The 23,523-nt window shown below is 45.7% G+C and carries 14 protein-coding genes and 1 riboswitch; of the genes, 13 read left to right on the forward strand and 1 reads right to left on the reverse strand.

Annotation, left to right across the window (positions count from 1 at the left end):
* The first annotated feature begins 191 nt into the window (after nucleotides 1–191).
* The 6 genes from J2Z66_RS25935 (at nucleotide 192) to J2Z66_RS25960 (ending at nucleotide 11,642) form a co-directional block, all read left to right on the forward strand.
* Nucleotides 192–7,052, forward strand: coding sequence for a DUF4838 domain-containing protein (locus tag J2Z66_RS25935; RefSeq protein WP_209975648.1), 6,861 nt, complete (start codon nucleotides 192–194; stop codon nucleotides 7,050–7,052).
* A gap of 433 nt (nucleotides 7,053–7,485) precedes the next feature.
* Entirely contained in the window at nucleotides 7,486–8,268 is a 783-nt protein-coding gene (locus J2Z66_RS25940) for an RNA polymerase sigma factor (RefSeq protein WP_245375842.1), read from the forward strand.
* Between the two features lie 49 nt (nucleotides 8,269–8,317).
* Nucleotides 8,318–9,319: a hypothetical protein gene (locus tag J2Z66_RS25945; protein WP_209975649.1), complete on the forward strand. Its 1,002-nt coding sequence runs from the start codon at nucleotides 8,318–8,320 to the stop codon at nucleotides 9,317–9,319.
* 29 nt (nucleotides 9,320–9,348) lie between these two features.
* Complete coding sequence (locus tag J2Z66_RS25950) at nucleotides 9,349–9,858, forward strand: GNAT family N-acetyltransferase (RefSeq protein WP_209975650.1); 510 nt, start codon at nucleotides 9,349–9,351, stop codon at nucleotides 9,856–9,858.
* Between the two features lie 73 nt (nucleotides 9,859–9,931).
* Complete coding sequence (locus J2Z66_RS25955; RefSeq protein WP_209975651.1) at nucleotides 9,932–11,062, forward strand: DUF3626 domain-containing protein; 1,131 nt, start codon at nucleotides 9,932–9,934, stop codon at nucleotides 11,060–11,062.
* A 2-nt stretch (nucleotides 11,063–11,064) separates the two neighbouring features.
* A riboswitch (SAM riboswitch) is annotated at nucleotides 11,065–11,157 on the forward strand.
* 8 nt (nucleotides 11,158–11,165) lie between these two features.
* Entirely contained in the window at nucleotides 11,166–11,642 is a 477-nt protein-coding gene (locus J2Z66_RS25960; RefSeq protein WP_209975652.1) for an NUDIX domain-containing protein, read from the forward strand.
* Between the two features lie 148 nt (nucleotides 11,643–11,790).
* On the opposite strand, the gene J2Z66_RS42925 is transcribed toward J2Z66_RS25960, so the two are convergent.
* Nucleotides 11,791–11,913 carry a putative holin-like toxin gene (locus J2Z66_RS42925; RefSeq protein WP_245375843.1) on the reverse strand — a complete coding sequence of 41 codons (123 nt, stop codon included), beginning with the start codon at nucleotides 11,911–11,913 and terminating at the stop codon, nucleotides 11,791–11,793.
* 497 nt (nucleotides 11,914–12,410) lie between these two features.
* Between J2Z66_RS42925 and J2Z66_RS25965 the strand changes: the two genes are divergently transcribed.
* The 7 genes from J2Z66_RS25965 to J2Z66_RS25995 all read left to right on the forward strand — a co-directional run bounded on the left by J2Z66_RS25965 (nucleotide 12,411) and on the right by J2Z66_RS25995 (nucleotide 23,521).
* Nucleotides 12,411–13,901, forward strand: coding sequence for a M81 family metallopeptidase (locus J2Z66_RS25965; RefSeq protein WP_209975653.1), 1,491 nt, complete (start codon nucleotides 12,411–12,413; stop codon nucleotides 13,899–13,901).
* A gap of 857 nt (nucleotides 13,902–14,758) precedes the next feature.
* Complete coding sequence (locus tag J2Z66_RS25970) at nucleotides 14,759–16,534, forward strand: sensor histidine kinase (RefSeq protein WP_209975654.1); 1,776 nt, start codon at nucleotides 14,759–14,761, stop codon at nucleotides 16,532–16,534.
* A gap of 47 nt (nucleotides 16,535–16,581) precedes the next feature.
* Entirely contained in the window at nucleotides 16,582–18,237 is a 1,656-nt protein-coding gene (locus J2Z66_RS25975) for a response regulator transcription factor (protein ID WP_209975655.1), read from the forward strand.
* Nucleotides 18,238–18,380: 143 nt separating this feature from the next.
* Nucleotides 18,381–19,871 (forward strand): glycoside hydrolase family 28 protein, encoded by a 1,491-nt coding sequence (locus tag J2Z66_RS42930; protein ID WP_376774480.1) that lies wholly within the window; start codon nucleotides 18,381–18,383, stop codon nucleotides 19,869–19,871.
* A gap of 39 nt (nucleotides 19,872–19,910) precedes the next feature.
* Nucleotides 19,911–21,623, forward strand: a complete 1,713-nt coding sequence (locus J2Z66_RS25985; RefSeq protein ID WP_209975656.1) for an extracellular solute-binding protein — start codon at nucleotides 19,911–19,913, stop codon at nucleotides 21,621–21,623.
* 96 nt (nucleotides 21,624–21,719) lie between these two features.
* On the forward strand, nucleotides 21,720–22,613 hold the full coding sequence (locus J2Z66_RS25990; RefSeq protein ID WP_209975657.1) for an ABC transporter permease: 894 nt from the start codon (nucleotides 21,720–21,722) through the stop codon (nucleotides 22,611–22,613).
* A gap of 17 nt (nucleotides 22,614–22,630) precedes the next feature.
* Nucleotides 22,631–23,521: a carbohydrate ABC transporter permease gene (locus J2Z66_RS25995; RefSeq protein ID WP_209975658.1), complete on the forward strand. Its 891-nt coding sequence runs from the start codon at nucleotides 22,631–22,633 to the stop codon at nucleotides 23,519–23,521.
* Nucleotides 23,522–23,523: the final 2 nt, after the last annotated feature.

The following is a 23,523-nucleotide window of genomic DNA, read 5'->3' on the forward strand; positions in this document are numbered from 1 at the left end:
CATATTAGGCTATGGTTTGTACAATAAGATGGAATAAGTGATAAAGACTCAATATGTGTAATACATAAGGAATTACAGGGGGGAAATGGAAGGGAGATTATAACTATAGCCACTTCGTATCATCACTTAGAGTTAACTTTAATCAGCAATAGCGGAGACATTGAATACAAATATTACTTTGGAGGTGCAATGTGAAAACAAAAAAATATAGTCAAAAGTGTATGGCTGTTCTGGTGGCTTTTTGCTTACTCTTTACATCTTTTCAGCATGTATTAGCGGCGAACAATACCCAAATAGATGCTTCGGTTAATGCTTCAGGTGATACTGCTGCACTAAATGCAGCCCCAATAAACCTTTCTGATGTTAACGGGCACTGGGCTGGGGAGCAGGTGCAGGAGTGGTTGGATTTGGGTCGAATACAAGGCTATCCGGACGGTATGTTTAAACCGGATAATCCGATAACAAGAGGCGAATTTATTGCTTTGGTTAACCGTTCCTTTGCTTTTCAGGATAAATCGTCTATCAGTTTTACAGATCTAAAAGCTGCGGATTGGGAATATGAAGAAATCGCTAAAGCGGTGAAAGCCGGTTATGTAGAAGGCTATCCGGACGGTACGATAGGCTCGAAGCGCCAAATTAGCAGGCTCGAAGCATCAGTCATGATCGTCCGATTGTTGAAGTTGAATGGTCAGGCTGACAACAACTTGGCTGCTACCTTCAGTGATTTCAAACAAATGGCTAAGTGGGGTCAAGCTGCCGTGGGCATAGCCGCTGCTGAGCAAATCATGAGTGGATACGAAGATGGCAGCTTTAGGCCAACGGCACCTATTACACGTGCTGAAACTGTTGTATCACTCAATCGTGCATTAACTCCGAGGACATATGAGAAAGCAGGCGTTTATGGACCGACTGCGGAGAAGGAAATTGTAAGTAGAGATGTTGTGGTTAACACGGCGGGTGTTACTTTGCGGAACATGACTATAACCGGCAATTTGCTGCTTGCAGAGGGTATTAGCGAAGGTGACGTTACATTAAATAATGTGACGGTCCAGGGAATAACGACAGTGAATGGCGGAGGCAAGAACAGCGTCCATTTCCGTGACTCTACACTCGAGACCGTAATCGTAGATAAGCGCAGTGGAACTGTCCGTGTAATTGTGGAGGGTTCAACAATCATTGCAACAATTACTGTTAAATCTTCAACAATGCTTGAAACAGCGGATTTGACGGGTCAAGGGTTTAGAGAAGTATCTCTTAGTGATGCGTTGCCTGTTGATGCTCAGGTGACTTTGAAAGGCAGCTTTGAAACCGTGAATGTACTGGCGAAAGGGTTGAAGCTAGAAATCCCGCAGGGGTCGGTTAAGTTGCTGCATGTATTCGAAAAGGCGACCAACGTAAACCTTGATACAGGGAATGATGCAGTCATTGTGCTACTTATTCTTGATGCTGTTATCAAAGTGTTCGGTCAGGGAACGATTGAAAGCGTGACCATAGGGGAAAAAGCAAAGGCATCAACGTTTGAGAAGCAGCCGCTTAAGAAAGATGGAGCGGGAGTATCGTCGAGCAATGGAGGCGGAGGTAACTCTGGTAGCAGTACGCCAACAGCAACGCCGGCAGCAACGCCGACAGCGACACCTACGGTAACGCCGACTCCGACGGATCCGGGTCTGAGGATTGTGGAGAATGGACTAAGTCAGGCGGTAATTGTCATCGATCCCAATGCAACCGCTAAGGTTACATCTGCAGCGGCTACATTAGCTGAGTATGTTTTTAAATCTACAAGTGCAACGCTTCCAGTTTTGACTATGTCGGAACTTACCGCATCAGGCAGTCAGTATGATGGTGATGTGCGCATCTATGTCGGGTCTAGCGATCCAGGGAGCCAAGTAACAGTCACAGCAGCACTTCAAGACATGAAGGATGACGGTTTTGTGATTATGCCACACGAGAATACAATTTCAATTATTGGGCCTACCGATTGGGGGACGACATTTGGTGTCAACGAGTTCCTTGAACATTATGTTGGTGTGCGTTGGTTGTTGCCGGGGCCCGATGGTTATGATGTACCGCTGCATAGCACAATTGACGTTTCTCAAGAAATAATCCGTGATGAGCCCAAAGGAATATCCCGTTCTTTCTTTTACCTTACCACCCCAGAAAATGCCGAATGGGGACTACGCAATGGAATACATGATAATATCCAATTCCATCATAATATGGCGACTTTATTTGATCCTGAAGACTTAGATTTAAAACAGCATCCGGAATATTATGTAGATAATGAAATTCCGACACATTGGTATGATTGGCAGCCATGTTACAACGACACAACTGCTGCAGTTGCAAGTCAACGGATTAAAGCGTTTTTCGCTGCGAATCCAGATGCAACTTCGTATTCTCTAGGGATTAATGATAGTGAAAGATATTGCGCAGCTGACAAAGCACTTGCTGGTGGCAAACTGAATTCAAGTGGGTTTCTGGATATGTCAGATGTTTATTATCCATGGGTTAACAAAGTTGTAGAGGCTGTTTTGGCCGACGAACGTTATGAGGACAAATATTTTGGATTGTTAGCATACTGGCATATGTATGAACCTCCGACGAATGTGCAATTAAATTCTCATGTAATTCCGTATATTACGGATGATCGCATGTCTTGGGGGGATCCAGCCCTTGCTGGAAAAGGAAAACAACTTGTAGAAGCGTGGGGGGATGCTGCATCGAATATAGGATGGTATGAATATTTATACGGATCCCCATATAACGTGCCTCGCGTATATATGAACAGGATGGCAGAAAATTACAAGTATGCACAGGATAATGGCGTTATTGCTCACGTGGCAGAGATTTATCCAAACTTTGCTGAAGGACCTAAGCCGTGGATTTCGGTCAAGCTACAGTGGGACGCAGATCAGGACGTCAATGTCTTGCTGAACGAGTGGTATACGAGTGCAGTCGGTCCAGATGCTGCTGCCGATCTGAAAGCATATTACGATTTATGGGAAAATTTCTGGAATATACGTATATTCGAATCCGCTTGGTACAAAAGATGGAAGGAATCAGATCCGCGCTCTAATTTTATGAGATTCGATCAACCCGATTATTTAGAAGCTGTAACGAAGGAAGACATAACGGAAAGCCGTCGACTATTGGAGCAGGTAGTTATCAAAGCGCAAACAAGCAAGCAGAAGATACGTGCTGAGAAACTCCTTCGAGGCTTTGAATTTTATGAAGCTTCAGCACTCAGTTTTCCAAAGACTACTCCAGTGGATGCACCAAAGAATAATCCTGAAGCGCTTGTCATGTTAAACGACATCAAAAAAAGCTATGAGATGGTGAAGAAACGATTTATTTTACCAACAGCATTTGCGGGGGATCCTATTCTAAACTTACCATCAGCACCTCCGAAAGCGGGAGGGACTTGGGATGGTGTGCAGAACGTTCTTATTACGGCACTGCAAAGCTATATAGCTACTCATCCAGAGGATGTTGTTATTAGTGAAGGATTAAACCTGTTTTTGGATTCGCTTAACAAATCTAATTTTTCAGCAAATGCTGTAAAGACCACTGCAAGTAAAGATCGTATATTGCAATCGCTTGATTTCAGTAAGGGACCTTGGGTGGATGCGGAACCGGTCAGTGATTTTATGGTCATGGGCACTAAGATTGATATACCAAACAAGACGAACTTATACCTGTTGTGGGATGACGTGAATCTCTATGTTGGCTACGAAAATTTTGACAGTAATATGAGCGGAATGACGGTGAGTACTTCTGCGCCAAACTATTGGTGGAACAGTGGTGCGGATGATTCTGTTGAAACCTATTTTACAGCTAATCCGGATGTAAGCTTTAAGGGATTCTTCTCCAATCCCAAGGATGTCAAATTTAGCTACCAAAAAATTGGACTTGGGGAACCTTCACCAAACCCAGGCGAAGTATGGGAGACAAATTCGATAATTAAAAGCGATCGCTGGAATACGGTTCAGGTGATTCCATTTGCTAACATCGGCGTCGATCCGAATGCAGCAACTGAATTGAAAGGGTTCTTCCTTCGGAATTATCATGCTCAAACTTGGTTTTTGGGTTGGGGGGGAGGCTATCCCTGGAAACCAGAGTACTTTAAACCTATTCATCTTGTAGAATCCAATAATTTAGTGTTAGACTCGTCATTTGAAACGGGAGAGGAGAATGATTTGAGTTTGTCCTCGAATTGGTGGTACTGGGGGGATGAAAATGCTGCTGAACCCGGTAAACGAACAATGGAAATCAAGCGCTCGGGCAACTATAGCTTTGATGTAGGAAGCCCTACACATGCTGGCTTGGTCCAGAACGTTCCAGTCACTGGTGGCAAGCACAAATTCATCATGTACTATAATGTACCGCAAGGCTCGGAAACGACAGGCTCCATCCAAGTGGTCGGTACAGTGAATAACGCAGTAGGAGGACCACCTCTGACTACTATTGTTTCAGACGCAACGCCAGTTTCCACATCAGGAAATGGTCAGTGGGTCAAATATGAATTTGAATTCGAAATTCAACCCGACTATGATGGCGTACAACCCCACAACTTGAATTTAACGGTTGTCCTTCGTGACTTCCAACTGGGCAAGAAACTGTATGTCGATGATATCGCTATTTATAAGCTGCCAGATTATTCGGTTGAAGCGCAGTTAGATGCAGTTAACGTTCAATTTAATGATACATTTTTGCAAGCACCAGACATTGCTAAGTTCACTGTCGAGCGGCAAATCAATGACCAGGCAGTAATGACAGTAACGCCAAGCGCAATTGTGTGGGATTCAGCAACGCACAAGGCAACATTAACGGTGCCGGTAATTCCGACTTCCTCGGAAAAACAAAGCGTGTGGTATTTTTTATCTTATGATAACGGGACCGTTGTTGAATCTTTACCTTTTGTAATTGCGGCTGAGGGGGGTCTAACGAATTTAGTGAAAAATTCATCATTTGAATCAGGGGATAACCTGGATTTGAGTGTAACGCCGAATTGGTGGTACTGGGGAGATGAAAATGCTGCTGAACCTGGTACGCGAACAACGGAAATCAAACGCTCGGGACACTATAGCTTTGATGCAGGAAGTCCTACACATGCTGGCTTGGTCCAGAACATTCCAGTCATAAGTGGAAAGCACAAATTCATCATGTACTATAATGTACCGCAAGGTTCGGGAACGACAGGCTCCATTCAAGTGGTTGGTACAGTGAATAATGAAGTAGGAGGACCAGCTCTCGCTACTTTCGTTTCTGAGGCAACGCAAGTTTCTACTTCAGGAAATGGCCAGTGGATCAAATATGAATATGAATTCGAAATTCAACCCGACTATAGTGGTGTGCAACCTCACAACTTGAATGTAACGGTCGTCCTTCGTGACTTCCAATTGGGCAGGAAACTGTATATTGATGATATTACTGTATACAAATTATCAGATCCAGATTACTCGGTGCAAGCAAAAAACGGTATGATTGATGTATTATTCAATGATACGTTCCAACAGGCACCAGACATTACTAAATTCAAAGTTCAGAAGCAAGTCAATGGGCAGGCAGCGGTGTCGGTAACGCCAAGCGCAATTGTGTGGGATTCAGCAACGCACAAGGCAACATTAACGGTTCCGGTAATTCCGGAATCCTCGGAAGAACAAAGCGTGGTGTACCTTGTATCTTACGATAGTGGAGTTATTTCTGCATCTTTACCTTTTGTTATTTCAGCTACAGTCGAGGGCGGTTTCACGAATTTGATCGTAAACGCATCGTTTGAATCCGGGAATGCAGCGGATTTGAGTGTAACACCGAATTGGTGGTATTGGGGGGATGAAGAAATTGCTGAACCCGGTAAACGGACAACGGAGATCAAGCATACAGGTGATTATAGCTTTGATGTAGGAAGCCCTACACATGCTGGCTTGGTCCAGGACGTTCCAGTAACCAGTGGAAAGCACAAATTCATTATGTACTATAATGTACCGCAAGGCTCGGGAACAACAGGCTCCATTCAAGTGGTTGGTACAGTGAATAATGAAATAGGAGGACCAGCTCTCGCTACTTTCGTTTCTGAGGCAACGCAAGTTTCCACTTCAGGAAATGGTCAGTGGGTCAAGTATGAATATGAATTCGAAATTCAACCCGACTATAGTGGTGTGCAGCCCCACAACTTGAATGTAACGGTCGTCCTTCGTGACTTCCAACTGGGCAAGAAGCTGTATATCGATGATATCGCGATCTACAAGCTGCCAGAATATTCAGTGCAAGCACAGACGGGGACAATAAATGTTTTGTTTGATGACACTTTATTGCAGACACCAGACATGTCCAAATTCACAGTTCAGCTGCAAATTAATAGTCATGCAGCGGTATCGGTATCTCCAACCGCAATAGTATGGGATTCAGCAACGCATAAGGCAACCTTAACGGTTCCGGTAATTCCGGGATCTTCGGAAGAACAAAGCGTGGTGTACCTTGTATCGTATGATGCTGGTGCCGTTAGGGAATCTGTACCTTTTGTTATTGCAATCGAAGACGGTATGACGAATTTGATTGTAAACTCCTCATTTGAATCTGGGGATGCCGTGGATTTGAGTATTACGCCGAATTGGTGGTATTGGGGAGCTAATCCAGCTGATCCTGGTAAACGAACAACTGAAATCAAACGTTCAGGCAGCTATAGCTTTGAAGTAGGAAGTCCTTCACAGGCTGGTCTGGTCCAGAACGTTCCAGTTACGAGTGGCAAATACAAATTTATAATGCACTATTATGTACCACAAGGTTCAGTTACGCTAGGTTCGTTTCGATTGGATGGTACAGTAAGTAATGAAGTAGGAGGGACACCTCTCGCTAATATTTTTACTGACAAAACACCAGTTTCCACTTCGGAAAACGGTCAGTGGGTCAAGTATGAATCAGAATTCGAAATTCAACCCGACTATCTCGGCGTACAGCCCCATAATTATAATTTAACGGTTGTTCTTTATGACTTCCAATCGGGTGAGAAGCTGTATATAGATGATATCGCGATCTACAAGTTGGTAAATTAACAGGCAGGCGGACGTCCGCCATCTTTGTTAAATCCGAGTGTGTTATAGTAGTGGTTGGGTAACAGCTCTAGCTGTAAATCCATGAAAATCACCAAGCGTAATATGGGTAAGCAAGCAGCGATTATGGCATTCAATTTACATGCAGGCGATTTAAGGAGAGCTGTTTCATGGCAGTTTACAAATCATTTAAAGATGAATAAATTGTAGACTTATAAATATCAGTTTGTTATTATATGGAATAGCATTCTTTTCAAAATACTAGATTTTCTAAATATCATAAAAGCGTGAAGCCCGTCGGCTCAACGCTTTTTTTGCATACTGCCCAGTAGCAAGCATGCAGATTTACATGTTTAACCACTGAAGTTGGGGACAGCATGATAGATTTTTCCTGTCAGTGGCATCGGATATGTAGAGGGTTGGGAGGTCATAGAACTTGGGCAAAATCAGCAGGGAAACGAACAGTCTGGAGCTAATGCAGGGTTTCAAGGCTAATCCTGGCAAGGATGCGGAACGTGAACTTGTCGAACGTGCGCGCAGCGGGGACCAGGATGCCTTCAGTGAACTCGTCCGTAAGCATCGGGCGCAGGCATTCGGATGGGCCAATACGATTACGCGAGATACATATCTGGCTGAGGATGTTGTGCAGGATGCTCTCATTCGGGCTTTTCTTCATCTCGGTACTTTGATGGACACTGGCCGCTTTCTGCCTTGGCTGCAGCGGATCATTCGAAATCAAGCCTATATGAAGCTTCGCCGGGGCGGCCCTTATGGCAAAGAATGTCCATTTACCAGCTTCGTTCCTTCGACTGCTAATGCGGCGGATAGCTCTGGAGGAGATAGCAATCCGATGGACTGGGGAGACATAGACCGAATTTTATTTCGGTTGTCCCGTTCAGCCGCTGAGGAGGCCCAGCGAAGCAGCGATCCTGTGAAAGGCCTACTCCGCCGTGAACTGATGGATAATCTCCAAGTACTGCTGGGCTGCCTTGGCAAGCGTGAGCGGCAAATCTTCGAAGCTCACTTCTTCGGTGAATTGTCGCCTGCTGAAATTGCCGCAATGTTCGAAACGACGACAGCGAATGTCTATAATCTTCTGTCCCGGTCCAGGAGCAAGGTACAGAAGGAACGCATACGTGTATCCATCCGCCTCTACGTACAGCGTCGGGCGGAGCTGGGACTGAAGCGGGTTAACATTTTGCCGGCTCCTCAGCTTTAACTGACAGACCTTCCCTCTAGCCATTCATTTATTTAGGAGGATGTTTACTATGAGTGAAGCCAAAACAAAGGACTGGTCAAAAACATGGACTTCAGCCGCCGCTGCTATTCACGCAGCAACCACCTATACCGACAAAAGCCATTATTCGTTGGTTGATATAATGGGTATCACCGGCCATGCTTTCCGGATCAACATCGATCCCGAACGTATTGACGTCGCTGGCCCAACCATGTTTCCCGGCGGCTATCTGATCAGGAGAAATTTGTGCAATCTCGGGTTCATTAGCAACTTGTCTGATGCTGAAAAGCCTTTTACTCCAGATATTGTGGAGAAGTACATGGCACTGATCCAACAAACCGTCGATCGTGGTATTCCAGCCATAACCTTTGACTTGTTCATTCCAGAGTTTGGGCTTATTTACGGATACGACGATGAGAAGCAGCTTTTTCATGCTAAAGATGTTTCTAAGGAAGGTACCATTTCGTATAACGCCTTCGTTGAGAACCGGAACATGCTATGGGTAACGACGATTCATGAGAGCCTTCCTCACTCAAAGTATGAGACGCTCCGTATGGCACTCGATATGATCGTCGATCATGCTAGAGGCAGAGAATGGCAGCACATCTTTGAGGGCAAGTACTTGATCGGTTTGGCAGGTTATGATGCATGGATCGCGTGCATGGAGCTACGGGAAGCAGATCCCTTTGGTAATGCTTATAATACAGCTGTAATCAGTGATGCCCGTGAATTTGCCGTACAATTTTTGCGCGAGCTCGTAATCCGCTGGAATGGAACGAATGTCATAGAGCGAACAGTACGGAAGATAGCGGCGGAAGCGGCGGTCCATTATGAGAAGACTGCGGCTGCCTTGACCGAAATGCGGAGTCTGTTTCCTTTTCCTCAAGGCGGGCATCCGGGCGATCTGGATGTTGCAGAACGAGCAATCGACTTGCTGCGGAAGGCGAGGGAAGCTGAGACACTGGGGGTCGAAGAGCTGGAGCGCCTGCTTGACTTCATGAAAGCGTATTGGTCGGAGCAGTGGGTCCATTGAAAAGAATGTAGAACGAAAGGGAGTAAAAAGTGATTGTAATTGAGACTTCAAGATTGCTTTTAAGGCACTATACACACGAAGATTTACATTCACTTTATACCATTTTTTCAGATCCTGAAACTATGACTTATTATCCGGCTCCTTTTAGTATGCAGCAAACGCAAAACTGGATTCAGCGGAATATAGATCGGTATGAGCATGATGGATTTGGACTATGGGCAGCTTGTTTGAAAGACAGCAAGGAGTTTATTGGTGATTGTGGCCTTATTAAACAACAGGTGAATGGCAGCACAGAAATTGAGATAGGCTATCACATTAGTAAGAAGCATTGGTCCAAGGGTTATGCGTCTGAAGCAGCACGAGCATGTAAGGAATACGGCTTTGGTCAATTGGGTTTGAAAAAATTAATAAGCATCATAGTTCCAAAAAATATGGCTTCCATTCGTGTTGCAGAAAAAATCGGATTTATTAAAGAACAAGAGGTATTCATATTTAACAAGACTCATTACATATATTCGGGGAGTAAGGCAAAAGACTGAAGGATGAAGGATGAAGGGCATAGTTCGCTAAGGAAACGGGAGTTAAACTCTTCGAATACTAGGGGGTATTAACATGGATAAAAGCACATCTCAGCCCGCCAGTCCACTGACTATCTTGACCGCAGCGCAAGCGCGGGCGCTTAACCATGTTACTTCGGGCGCGATGTTAATGAGAGGTCGCATGCGTGAGATGGCTGCGGAAATTCTTACGCGTGCAGGTGTGTTATCCGAAGCAGCAGCATTTGATGATCTGCTGTCGAGTATCGAAAAGAACGCTAGGGTTACGTTGAACTTCCATCCGGACCGGATTCTGCCCAGTGGTCTCACCGTTGTTGAAGGCCTACTGCATAATGGAACCTACCTAAGCCAATTTGCAACTGGTGTTACGAACGGAAGTCGTTCGGCATTCCCGGGTGGGGATCGTGATCGCTGGGAGGAGAGGCTTTTTGGCGGTGCTTACCAAACAGAGGGAGTGACGAATCATGAGCGGCCGAAATATGGCGCACTAAATCTAATGAATTACGTGGATGGTGCATCCCCACGCTTTGGCTCGTGCTATCTCCTGCTGCGCCCTCATATATGGAGCCGATGCACGTTCACATTTGGCGACAGTCACACTGGTCCGGAGCATATCGGCATGAGCGACAGCTTCGATCCAGTGCTCGCCGCGCTGCTGGAAAAAGTCGATATCACTCACGAGGCGCTAGGATCCTCCAATATAGAGGTGCCCTCACTTGTAGAACGACTCCTCAAGCTGCACGAAGACTGCCCGGAAAATGCTTGTGGTGTTCTCGGGCGATCGCTAGACGAATACATTGAGGTGCAAGTCCACGGAGACATCAAAATGTCAAAGGACGTAGAGGGATTAGTAGCGGACCCGTCGTACAAAAAGACGAACATCGGTGATCAGCTCGAAAGCTTATGCTCCCAAAACAACATAAGCTTGTCTTGGCATCCTGGCTTCCGGCTAGCAGTGGAAGCCGTGCCGGATGACTTCCGTGGTCCGGCCATGCCTCCTCTGGCAGAACGCGTGAACAGAGAGTTCGCTGCGACCCCAGGGGAATTGAACGCAGCGACCATAGGCAGAGCTGCGGCAGCTCTCTACCACAATCCTGAGAGCTGGCAAGACTGGGGTACTCCCCAAGAAACCTTTCAGCATCTCAAACAGCTTTGGCACATCCTTGTGAGATACGGACATCAATAAAGCTCTTATCCAGAGTTCGGTGGAGGGACTGGCCCTAGGAAACCGCGGCAACCGGCATGTATAAAGCACGGTGCAAATTCCAGCAAAGATGAGGGGAATCTGAATGTCAATAAGAACACGGGTTGCATGTATCGCTTTAAAAGATGAAAAAATTGTGCTTATGGAAAAATTAATTCCCAGCTACTTCAATTTCAAGCAATTGACGCCCCCTGGAGGTGGTGTTGAGCTGCATGAAACTTTGGAGGAAGCGTGTATTAGGGAAATGAATGAGGAAACTGGATTAACAATTGAAAAGCCTATCTTCAAAGGGGTGGTTTCTTATATTAATCATGGGAACAGCGAACACGCAGTGACATTTTTCTTTGTAACTTATGATGTTCAAGGCGATTTAATAACAATGGAACCTGAAAAGCATATTCCGCGTTGGGTTGAATTACACAGTCTTAATAATAATGAACTTGTACCGGATTATTATAAAGAGTTTATACAGATCCTTTTATTTGGGCAAAAGGTTCTAAATGCAAGGCTTGAGTGGAATAAACCAGGTGAGATTGAGAAGTTTACGGTGACTATTGTGTAGCTTGCAAATTATACAGAAACAAATTGCAGAGAAACAATAACTTGCAGGTATAAATCGGTCATGGTAAGATTATGATAACAAAAGAGAGGTGCGCTAACACCTCTCTCCGACAATATCCGCTTTTAAGGGCGGCAGCTTTAACTAGGTGTTACGGCAGTGAATAGACCGTTATCCCGTGCGAAGGGCGGTCTATTTTTTTTACGTAGGTAAGTAATGCCAGGATGAACATGCCAAACATGAACATCAAAATCAATGCATCTTTTACCTTCATACGCTTCACCTCCTCTCGGAGGATTAGCCGGCCGCCCTTGCAAGCTATTCTATTGTGAATCTATCATACCATAATTTAGGAGCCGCGAGGCTCCTTTTTTTGCGTAGGAGTTGAAAAATATGAAGTATAGCTACTTCGCTTGCAGCAATGGATGACCAGTCGAATCAAGCTGCTGGCTTCATTTCTGCAATTAGTGATGGAGTGTTATCAATGATAAGGGCAATCCAATCAAGGGCATTTCTGGTGCAAGCCGGAAAGGCTTTTTTTTCACTTGTGAAAAACCCGGAAAGTCAGTCGTATCAAGGCTTTCAGGATGAATCAATAAATTGTTTTTAGCCTGTTCCGCTGCGTAAAAAGTGGTTTACAAACGGGTGAAATTCTACTATTATTTAAGTGAAACAATAGTTTTAATAGATAAAACTTTGGTGTGTAAATGAAGTTCTTATTTCAAGTTTTCAAGCCAAAAAGAAAAAATGCTTTTATCCCAGGAGGAAAAAATGAACAGCAGCGATTACAAGATTGCGGTTGCCGGTATTTTTCACGAGACCAATACATTTGCACCAGGCTTAACACAGGAGCCAGCATTTCGCGAAGAATGGATTGTTGGATACGAGGCCTTTGCCGAAGAATATAGCGGCACACGGACGACGATGGGAGGCCTGCTCGATGCTTCAAAAGCGCACGGAGCAAAGCTGCTGCCAGGCTTTTATACGGCGGCCTTGCCTAGCGGCATCGTAGCCAATCCCTTGGATAACAGACTCATTGAGATCATGCTGGACTCTATTGATGCGAGTAGCGATGGACTGGTGCTGATTATGCACGGAGCGATGGTTTCTGAGAACTATCCCGATTTCGAAGGGGAATGCCTGCGTCGGCTTCGTGAAAAACTAGGCAATGATTTCCCGATTGCATTAACGATTGATCTTCATGCTAATGTTACCGAGCAAATGGCTGCTCTCTCTGATATTACCGTGATTTATGATACTTATCCGCATATCGATATGTACGAACGCGGCGTTGAGGCTTACGAATTGCTGGTCCGCATGCTTAAAGGTGAAGTGAAGCCTCGTCAGGCTTATGCCCATACAGGTTTGCTGCTTGTACCACAAGGCATGATCACCGACGAAGGCAGCATGAAATTGCTGATTGAACGGGCTGTTGAGATCGAAAAGAACGAGAAAGTGCTGAATGTATCCGTAGCAGGAGGCTTCCCATATAGTGATATAGAAGACGCGGGCATGTCGTTCGTTGTGACAACGGATGGAGATAGCGAGCTTGCGGAGCAGTATGCAGCGGAACTAAAGAACTTGGCAATTGAACTGAAGGAAACCTTCGATGTAGCTTATTGGTCTCCGGTTGACGCCATCCAGGAGGCGCTCTCCGAACCGGAAGGTCCGGTTATCCTCGTGGAAGGCTCCGATAATGTGGGCGGAGGTGCTCCAGCGGATGCTACACATCTTCTTGGCCAGCTGCTGAATTTGCCGGAACGTGCCTTGATTGTAATTCGTGATCCCGAGGCAGTAAAGCTGGCTTCAGCTGTGGGCATCGGTGGTAATTTTGCAGGTCTTGTAGGCGGCAAGAGCGATGCGCTTCACGGCGAACCTGTACAAATCGAAGGGAAAGTCCGGCTGCTGTTTGACGGCTTTTATCATAACATCGGCCCTTTCAGGGCAGGTCAGTCAGCGGACATGGGGTTAACTGCGGTAGTCGAATCCGGAAATCTGACCATCGTACTCACCGAGAAGCGGATGGCTCCTTGGGATCTAGGACATATCCGTTATGCGGGACTTTGGCCAACCGATTTCAAGATGATCGTTGTGAAATCAGCCGTCGCCTGGCAAACTGCATTTGGCACTTTCGCCAAGCGCGTCATATACGTGGATACACCTGGCTGCTGCAGCGCCAACCTGATGCATTTTGAATATAATCATTTACGTAAGCCGATTTATCCTTTAGGTTTACATATTAATGATGCTGGTGGCAAGTGAATTAAATAATCAATCAATCAATCAATCAATCAATCAATCAATCAATCATTCAACCACTTGAAAAGGAATAAATAAATAGCAAACCCACTATTGATTCCGTCCATGGAACTAATGGTGGGTTTTTTTGTGAACTTATGAAAGTAAAAGTTATGAGGATACCTGGAATGAAAGAAATCAGTCACATGGTGCAGCTTTATAGCTTTATAGTGATGAAGAGTTCGGTTTGAAGCGCAGATTTCCCTATCGCCACCATCCCCGTCCCCGTCCCTCAGGAATCAACCACTATTGGCAGTCCTTTTTGAGCGTGTGCTTCGTATGCTTCATTTAACGATGTTTTTCATCGTTAAAGCAAGGATATGGGAGGACACGGTGCTTTTAACGATGAAAAACATCGTTAAGGTAGCAGATCCTCCTCAGCTGCGCGCGCTCTTCATTCCCAGCGCCTGCGCCCGCTAGGAAATCTCCTCAAATCAAGAGAATAGCCCTTGCTGGCTGTCCGCTTGAGCTTGGTGTTCGCTTGATTTACTTGATTTGCTTAATTTGCCTGATCTCGCTTGATTCCAGTGAATCGTGCGATTGTAGCTAAGGAGAGGGAATGGCTGTGGGAGGAAGAGCGTTCGCGTCCGCCTTTAAAGATTTGTTCCTACTCCTCATTTATATCGTTCAAGGGAACAAATCTTTAACAGCGGCTGGAGCCAACAGCCTTTCCCTCCTCAACGCACCCACGTCACGAGCATGCACCTCAAAGGAAGCCGCAAGGGTGTCTTTCTTATAAAGTTTAAAGGAATAAACAGCTCACTCTAGAAATATAACCATATCGGAATGATTGTGAGAAAAGCTGAGAGGAAGAACTAGTAATGAATATGACGGTTTTTCGCCGATTTTCGGTTTATCCCAAAATTGTAATTGCTTTCCTGATGGTTGTGATGCCGCTTTATATGCTGGGATTTGCGATGAATAAGTCGGGATCCAGCAGGGTTGGAGCGGAGATTCAGCAATCGTTGGAGTCACGGGTCCATTTTTATTTGAGTTCCTTTGAAGCGGAATTTCTGCGGATTGTTACATTGAGGAACGAGTATGTGTATGATGGCGATCTGCAGGATGTTAGTGTTATTGCTCCGGTGATGACACAGTACCAGCTTGCTCAAGCTGTGAAGAGAATTATGGAGAAGCTGAAGCTGCTGCAATCGTCAAGTCTATATGTAAGCGATATCCAGGTACACATTCCCCTCATTCAAAGGACGATTTCTACCGATGGCTTTGTGGATCCGATGTCGGAGGAAGAGCTGCTCGTTTTTCGAAATATGAAAAATAATCTGGATACCTCAATCGTATCGTGGAACAATCGCCTGATCATTGGAGGGGTGTACCCGGAAGTGATCAGTCCGTCACAAGAGCCGCTGTATGCATTTGAGGTGGAGCTTTCTGCAGATAAGATCAGGCAGTCCTTGATGGATGTTGATAAAAATCGGGTAGGAGGGGTCTTGTTATTAGGTGAAAATATGGAGTGGGCTGTATCCAGCGATAACGACGAGACAGCCGTTTCCAAAATGAAGACGTTTCTTGCTGAGGAACAAAGCCGGGGATTAGATCATGGCAGCCGCTCTATTAAAGTTGATGACACGAAATATTTGGCGATCTACGAAAGATCTCCTGTCCTGAACACGACGCTGCTGGTCTATATGCCGGAAAGAGAGGTGCTAGGCCAGCTCAAGGATAGTCAAATCTGGTTATGGTGGCTGTCGCTGACTTCTGTGCTTATAGTAGCTATTTTCTCCCTATGGATCTATCGGCTTATTCACCGTCCAGTCCGCAAATTGGTGCATGCGCTGCGCAAGGTGGAAAAGGGGGATCTTGGAGTTGCTATTTACCACAAGCCGGAGGATGAGTTTGGTTATTTATACAAGCAGTTTAATGCCATGGTGCGCAGGCTGCAAGTGTTGATTCACGAAGTATATGAGCAAAAGCTTCGTTCCCAGCGATCGGAGTTAAAGCAGCTTCAATCGCAAATCAATCCCCATTTCTTGTACAACAGTTATTTCGTGCTGCATCAAACTGTCCAATTGGGCGAAACAGATAAAGCGCTTCGATTAAGCAAGCATCTTGGTGAGTATTTTCGTTACATTACCCGCAACAACGCCGATGATGTGCTGCTGCTAACGGAATGGAACCACACGTTGGCTTACGTTGAAATTCAGATGCTGCGCTTTTCACGGAGGATGGAGACAAGGTGTGGACAATCTCCTGCGCTTCACAGTGACATCAGGATCAAGGAGATCAAGGTTCCCAAGTTAATTTTGCAGCCAATTGTGGAAAATGCTTACGAGCACGGCTTGAAAGAGACGCTCAGCGACGGCATTGTTGAATTGAAGCTTGATCAAGGAAGTGAAGAAGGGCAGGAACTGCTGCTGCTTATTGTAGAAGATAATGGCGCTGGTCTGACAGATGAGCGTATCACAGAAATGAATCGGCAATTGGCAGCGGCCACAGATGAAACAGAAACAACAGGGATGATCAATGTACATCGGCGGCTGCAATTAAAATTTGGCGATAGCAGCGGCCTCGTCTTGTCAAGAAGTACGCTAGGCGGCTTGAGGGTCGAAATGAAGATTCGATATGAAGATTCGAAATGAAAATTGGAAATGAAAATTCCAATGGAGATAGGAGATAGAGAATTCTGATGATTCGATTGCTGATCGTTGACGATGAAGAATTGATTGTGGAGGGGCTTGTGCAGCTGTTTGAAAACTACGATAAGCTGGAGCTGGACATTTACCGTGCTTACTCGGCGATTGAAGCGATGAATTGGTTGAAGCGCACTTCAATCGACATTGTGATGACCGATATCCGAATGCCGGTTATGAGTGGACTGGATCTGCAGCGGGAAATACGCCGTCTTTGGCCGCGCTCCAGAGTTATTTTTTTGACAGGCTTTGATGACTTTCATTATGTTCAGGATGCCATTCGGCATGAAGCGGCTGACTATATTCTGAAGACGGAAGATGAGAGCACTATCCTTGCAGCCGTGGAGAAGGCTGTAGGTTACTTGCAGCGGCAATTTGAGTCCGATCTGCTGCTTGAACAGGCGAAGCTGCAAATGAAAACGGCACTGCCGCTGCTGCAGAAGGAGTTTCTATGGGATGTGCTGCAGGGGCAAATACGTTTAGAGACGGTGATCGCCCAACAAATTGAAGAGCTGAGCCTTTCATTAGACGGCAAACGTCCGGTTCTGCTGCTGCTCGGGAGGGTTGATGATTGGGGAGCGTATGCCAAGCCTTCCGACCGGATGCTGCTGGTCTATGCCCTGCAAAATATAATGGAAGAATGCTTGCATGGATCGGTAAACACAGCACTGATTTCCTATGATCAATCGAAGCTAGTCTGGTTGGTGCAGCAAAAGGAGCATACGCTCCAGGAGGCTGATGGATCATGGGAAACAACGATGCTCTTTCTTACCAGCACTTTGGAATTGGTGCAGTCCACCTGCAAGCAGCTGTTGAAGCTGCCGGTTTCTTTTTTGATCGGCGATAAGCCGGTAGCGTGGAACCGCTGCGCTGAAAATTTTCAACAGTTGAAATTGATGTTAACCTCCTACCTGGGGATGAAGCAGGAGCTTCTGATGACGGAGAAGAACGTAGCGGAGCATTTTCAGGAGGCGGGCCATGATCGCGATGCGGCCATCAGCGTCAGTATGAGCAAGATGGTTAAATTGGAAACGTATTTGGAAACGGGGCAAAAGAACGAGTTTTTTACACTTTTATCCGAAATGATCAAGCTTGCCGGGGGGACCTCCGGTCGGGCGGAAGGTGAAGGGCTGCGGCTGCAGCTTTATTATTCGATGATCGCCATTTATTTTTCTCATATGAACAGGTCCGGGAAAGTAGAGGCGATCCGGATGCAAATCGATATAAGTAAATTAACAAAAATGGAAAGCCATCCTGGATGGGAGGAAGCTTTGGAGTTCTTATGGCGGGCGGCAGAGGTTTTATTTGAGCTGAGGCATCAGGATGAAGAAGAACGGGATCGGGAGGTCATCCGGGCGATTAAGCGTTATGTGGAGAGCAATCTTGCCAGTGATCTTTCACTAACACGCATCGGAGAAATCACAGGTTTCAATCCGTCGTATCTGTCTCGGCTTTATAAACAGATTACAGGGCAGGTTTTATCCGAGTATATTATGGAGGCACGGTTGAACAAGGCGAAGGAACTGCTTAAGCAAAATCCGAGAAAAATTCATGAAATCGCTGAAGCACTCGGCTTTGAATCGGCCACCTACTTTGCCCGCTTTTTTAGAAAAATGACCAATGTCTCACCTTCCGAATACAGAGAGCAATAATGTCGTAAAGAAAAGACCCAAGAAGTAAAGATTGTTTCGTAGATATGAAGCCTCCCCTATTTTATAATTTGTTAGTAGGCAAACAAGACTATGAGTAACTGGGGGTTTTTCTTATTAACAGGGACAGATGGTATGACGTAGCGATATTTGGTGCTGTTGGCGACGGACTTGCAAAAGATACACAGATGATTCAGAAGGCGATTGACGAATGCGCTGCAAAGGGTGGAGGGACGGTCTATTTTCCGCCAGGCACCTATCTGACAGGCACTTTGGTATTGAGGGATTATGTAACCCTGCATATTGAAGCCGGAGCGGTTTTGTTAACCAGCACGGACAAGGAAGATTACCTTATTCCCGCTTTCTATGAAAAAGGTTTAAATCCGACAACCTTTCCGGTATTGATTTATGGGAAATATCTTTCCCATATTTCCATCACTGGCCGGGGAAACATTGTAGGTCAGGACAAGTTATTCTGGACGCCCAAAGAAACGATCGGTGAAGGCTGGAATTCAACACCGCCGAAATATTGGCCGAAGGAATGGCGCCCCATGATGATAACCCTCGACGGCTGCAGCAATGTGTTGATTGAGGGGATCACCATTGAACAATCCCCTTGTTATGCAGGCTGGCTGATCGATTGTGAAAGAGTACATATTCGCGGATTACATGTGCTTAATGATTTTTACGGTCCGAATACGGATGGTTTGCATATCAGCTCCTGCCGCAATGTACATATTTCCGACAGCCATTTTGTCAATGGAGATGATTCAATTGCTATTGATGGGGATGGATCCGGCCCGGCTGAGAACTTCACCATAACCAACTGCACGTTTGAGAGTTCATGCGATGCTTTTCGGATTTATACCGGCTTGGATCCGTGGATGCACAATGAAAGCTATGGGGTGGTGCGCAATATTTCCATTAGCAATTGTTCGGTTCATAATGCGGCCGGAGTGATCAACCTTGTTGCCAAGCACGGACTGATCGAAGGCATTACTGTTACAGGTATGACGATTCGGATGGCGCAAGAGGGTACCCCTATTTTTATTTTGGCGGAAAAAGGAACGGTACGGAACATTCAAATCAGCCAGATTACTGCAGAATCGGATGGAGCTTGTACGATTATCGGCAATCCGGGTGCTGAGATCGAAGGCATCAGGCTGACCAATATTCAATTTAATATTGCTGCCAAAAAGAAGATATTCGGGCTTGAGGTTCCGGATCCTCTTGAACACTATGCGGAGTACCATTTTGTACCGTACTTTATCTTTCTGCGCCATGTGCGTGAGGTGAGCCTCCAACATGTGAGTGTGAAGTGGCTGAAAAGTGAATTACCTGAAAGCTGGCCTGCATTGAAGGCGATTGATGTGGATTACCTGCAGCTGGAGGGCTTTAGCGGCAAGCAGAAGGGGGAGGAACCGGCTATGCCAGCCGTCTGGCTCGAGGATGTGAAGGAAGCCCACGTGATCGGCTGCCGGGCACTTCGTGGCACGGATAGCTTCCTGTATGTCACGGGCAGTCAAACGGAAAGCATTTTATTATCGAATAACGATTTCCGGCATGCCGGGTCAGCCTATACTTTGGACTCTAAGACAGGAGTGACCGGGAAGGTCATTCAAATGTCCGGAAAGTAAATTCTGAAAAGCTTTTTCACCTAATAAGGAGGCTACACCATGAACAAAAAACGGATGCAAACGTGGGGATTGATTTCCCTCTGTATCTTAATGTTGTTTGTAACTGCTTGCAGCGGCAAGGACAAGAGCGACAACAGCAGCAACAATACGAACACTAATACCACTCAAAATGAGGGGAAGACAGATAACACAAACACACAAGAGAGTACACCGAATGGAGCGATTGATCCGCTAGGAAAATATGATCCGCCAATTGAGATGACAGCTGTCCGCGCCGTATCGGCTGGTATTACCTTTAAGGATGGAGAGTCTATCGAGAATAATGTGTGGAGCAGGGATTATGAGGAGCGGCTCGGCATTAAAGTGAAATACTTATGGACGGCCGACGACAGTGACTATGATCAAAAGCTGAATATTGCGATTTCCTCTGGAGGGTTGGCCGACATTATGCTGGTCAATGCCACGCAGCTGAAGCAAATGGTTGATTCTGATCAGGCCGAGGATCTTACTGAAGTGTTCGAGAAATATGGGTCTACGTTAACGAAAGAGATCGTAAGGGCCGACAAGAACCAGATGAGCTCGGTAACCTTCGATGGAAAGATGATGGCCATTCCCAGAAGCGGGTCAGAGTCGGATCAGTCACATGTACTGTGGGTACGTGCCGATTGGTTGAAGAAGTTGAACTTACCTGAGCCCAAGACGATGCAAGACGTGCTCAAAATCTCTGAAGCATTTACTAAATCGGATCCGGATGGAAATAGCAAAGCGGATACTTACGGGCTTGCCATAACGAATACGCTGCATTTGAGCGGTTCGGGCTCGTTGAAGCCATTTTTTAACGGGTATCATGCTTATGTGAATCATTGGATTAAAGACGCTTCCGGAAAGCTGGTTTATGGAAGTGTTCAGCCTGAAGTGAAGCCTGCACTAGCCAAACTGCAAGAGATGTATCTTGCCGGGCAGCTGGATAAAGAATTTCCGGTCAAGGATGGCGGCAAAGTGCTCGAGCAGCTTATCTCCAGTAAAATTGGCATGATGTACGGTCCATGGTATGGAGCCAATTACCCGTTGCAAATGAACAAAACGGAGGATCCGTCCGCAGACTGGCGGGCCTATGGCATACCTTCCATTGATGCAACTCCGGCGAAAATTCAATTGGACTTCCCGGTCAGTCAGTATTTCGTTGTTCGTAAGGGAGCAAAGAACCCGGAAGCAGCTGTGAAAATGTTAAATTTGATGGTGGACAATGCCTTTTCTGAACGGGCAAACATTGAGAAATATTTTATCGATAAAGATGGGTTTCGTTATAATAACTATGCACTATTGTTTATTTCACCGGTTAATGCCAATCTCCAAATTCATCTGAATTTAAAGAAAGCACTGGAAAATAACGACCCTTCCAAGCTGACTATTGAGGAAAAAGGGTATTACGATGTGATTACTGCATACCGTGCCGGAGATAATTCTGCGTTTCGCGAAGAAGGAAAGTATGGGAATGTGAGTGCCTGGCCCTATGTTATCGAGAAACTGGATAATGGTCTGGTTCAATCACAGGAATTCTTTGGTGCTCCAACCGCAACCATGAGTGAGAAGGGCGCTATCCTGGAGAAGATGATGATGGAAACCTTCACGAAAATTATTATGGGAGAATCCAAGATTGATGAATTCGATACGTTCGTCAATAATTGGCACAAGCTCGGTGGTGACCAAATTACCCGGGAAGTGAATGACTGGGCAGCGCAGCGGAAGTAATTAAGGCATCGGTGGAAGGGGAGAATCGGCTCAGAAGCGCCAATCGAATCGAAGCTTCCCTTCCATCTTTGAATCTCTCAAATAGGTGTGAATGTGATGATTAAATTCAAGAGACAATTGCCGCTGCATGTTATGCTGATTCCCGGCATTTTGCTGGTGCTGGTGTTCAGTTATGTTCCAATGGCAGGCATTGTGATTGCTTTTCAGAAATTTCTTCCTATGAAGGGGGTACTCGGCTCACAGTGGATCGGCCTTTCTAATTTTCGCTTCTTGTTCGAATTGCCCGACTTCTATATCGTGCTACGCAACACGATTTTTATCGCGGGGATGAAGATCGTGGTTGGGCTTGTTTTTCCCATTGTCATTGCGCTGCTCCTTAACGAAGTCAGACTGCAGCTGATGAAGCGCTGGATTCAAACGATGGTTTATTTACCCCATTTTATGTCATGGGTTATTTTGAGCGGCATTATGATCGATATTTTGTCTCCGTCGGATGGGATCGTCAATCAATTGCTGAAGCTGTTCGGTGCAGAGCCCATTTTCTTCCTCGGCAAGAACAGCTGGTTTCCATACATTATTGTCATTACAGATGTGTGGAAGGAGTTCGGCTTCGGCACGATTGTCTATTTGGCTGCAATAACGAGCATTAATCCTTCGCTATATGAAGCGTCTGTGATCGATGGCGCTAATCGTTTGCGGCAAATGTGGCATATTACATTGCCCGGAATGCTTCCTATTATCGTATTGCTGGCTACGCTGAGCTTGGGACAAATATTAAACGCAGGCTTTGATCAAATCTACAACCTTTACAGCCCAGTCGTGTATGAGAGCGGAGATATTTTGGACACGATGGTGTTCAGAATGGGTTTGATCGATTTTCAATACGGGCTGGCTACTGCGGCAGGACTGTTCAAATCGGTCATTTCATTTATCTTCATTTCGTTGGCATATTTCCTTGCTTATAAGCTTGTGAGATATCGGATTTTTTAAGGAAAGGAGCCATCATCATGCAAACCCGCTTTCATTTGACATGGGGATCGAGGCTGTTCAATGTTGTTAACTATACGTTTCTAATTGCGCTTTCTTTGCTCTGCGTGCTGCCTATGGTTCATATTTTGGCCGTTTCCTTCAGCAGCAGCAGCGCTGCATCGGCAGGCCTGGTTACACTATGGCCCATTGATATAACAACAAAGTCCTATTCGTTCATATTATCGAACCAAAAATTTCTGAACGCAATGGTGATAACGCTCGAACGCGTGCTGCTGGGAACCACACTTAGTATGCTGCTGATCGTGATTACGGCTTACCCGCTGTCTAAGGAAAATGCAAGCCTGAAATTTCGAACTGTATATGCCTGGTTTTTCGTTTTGACGATTCTGTTCAGCGGTGGTCTTATTCCCTGGTACATGACCATTAAGTATGTTGGAATTATGGATACGATTTGGGCACTTATTTTGCCGGGGGCCGTACCGGTTTTTAGCGTGATTTTACTTTTGAATTTTTTTAGGAGTTTACCCAAGGAATTGGAAGAATCATCTTTCATGGATGGGGCAGGTTATTGGACGGTTTTGTGGCGTATTTATGCGCCCTTATCACTTCCGGCACTGGCAACTGTTGGACTTTTTACGATCGTGGGACATTGGAACTCCTGGTTTGATGGCATCATTTTGATGAACTCACCGGATAATTATCCTCTGGCCAGCTTTTTGCAAAAGGTCATTGTTGGGGTCAACATGGACCTGTTATCCTCACAGGATATCCAGACTTTATCTGTCATATCGGATCGAACAACCAGAGCTGCGCAGATTTTCGTTGGTGCCTTGCCCGTGCTTCTTGTTTATCCGTTTCTACAGAGGTTTTTCATGAAAGGGCTAATCTTGGGTAGTGTGAAGGAATAAGC

This window comes from Paenibacillus eucommiae (assembly GCF_017874215.1).
Taxonomy (GTDB): Bacteria; Bacillota; Bacilli; order Paenibacillales; family NBRC-103111; genus Paenibacillus_AI; species Paenibacillus_AI eucommiae.

Coding starts and splice junctions, on each gene's coding strand:
- J2Z66_RS25945 (WP_209975649.1), top strand. CDS start 8,318: ATGAGTGAAGCCAAAACAAAGGACTGGTCAAAAACATGGACTTCAGCC.
- J2Z66_RS25955 (WP_209975651.1), top strand. CDS start 9,932: ATGGATAAAAGCACATCTCAGCCCGCCAGTCCACTGACTATCTTGACC.
- J2Z66_RS25960 (WP_209975652.1), top strand. CDS start 11,166: ATGTCAATAAGAACACGGGTTGCATGTATCGCTTTAAAAGATGAAAAA.
- J2Z66_RS42925 (WP_245375843.1), bottom strand. CDS start 11,913: ATGAAGGTAAAAGATGCATTGATTTTGATGTTCATGTTTGGCATGTTC.
- J2Z66_RS25965 (WP_209975653.1), top strand. CDS start 12,411: ATGAACAGCAGCGATTACAAGATTGCGGTTGCCGGTATTTTTCACGAG.
- J2Z66_RS25970 (WP_209975654.1), top strand. CDS start 14,759: ATGAATATGACGGTTTTTCGCCGATTTTCGGTTTATCCCAAAATTGTA.
- J2Z66_RS25975 (WP_209975655.1), top strand. CDS start 16,582: ATGATTCGATTGCTGATCGTTGACGATGAAGAATTGATTGTGGAGGGG.
- J2Z66_RS25985 (WP_209975656.1), top strand. CDS start 19,911: ATGAACAAAAAACGGATGCAAACGTGGGGATTGATTTCCCTCTGTATC.
- J2Z66_RS25990 (WP_209975657.1), top strand. CDS start 21,720: ATGATTAAATTCAAGAGACAATTGCCGCTGCATGTTATGCTGATTCCC.
- J2Z66_RS25995 (WP_209975658.1), top strand. CDS start 22,631: ATGCAAACCCGCTTTCATTTGACATGGGGATCGAGGCTGTTCAATGTT.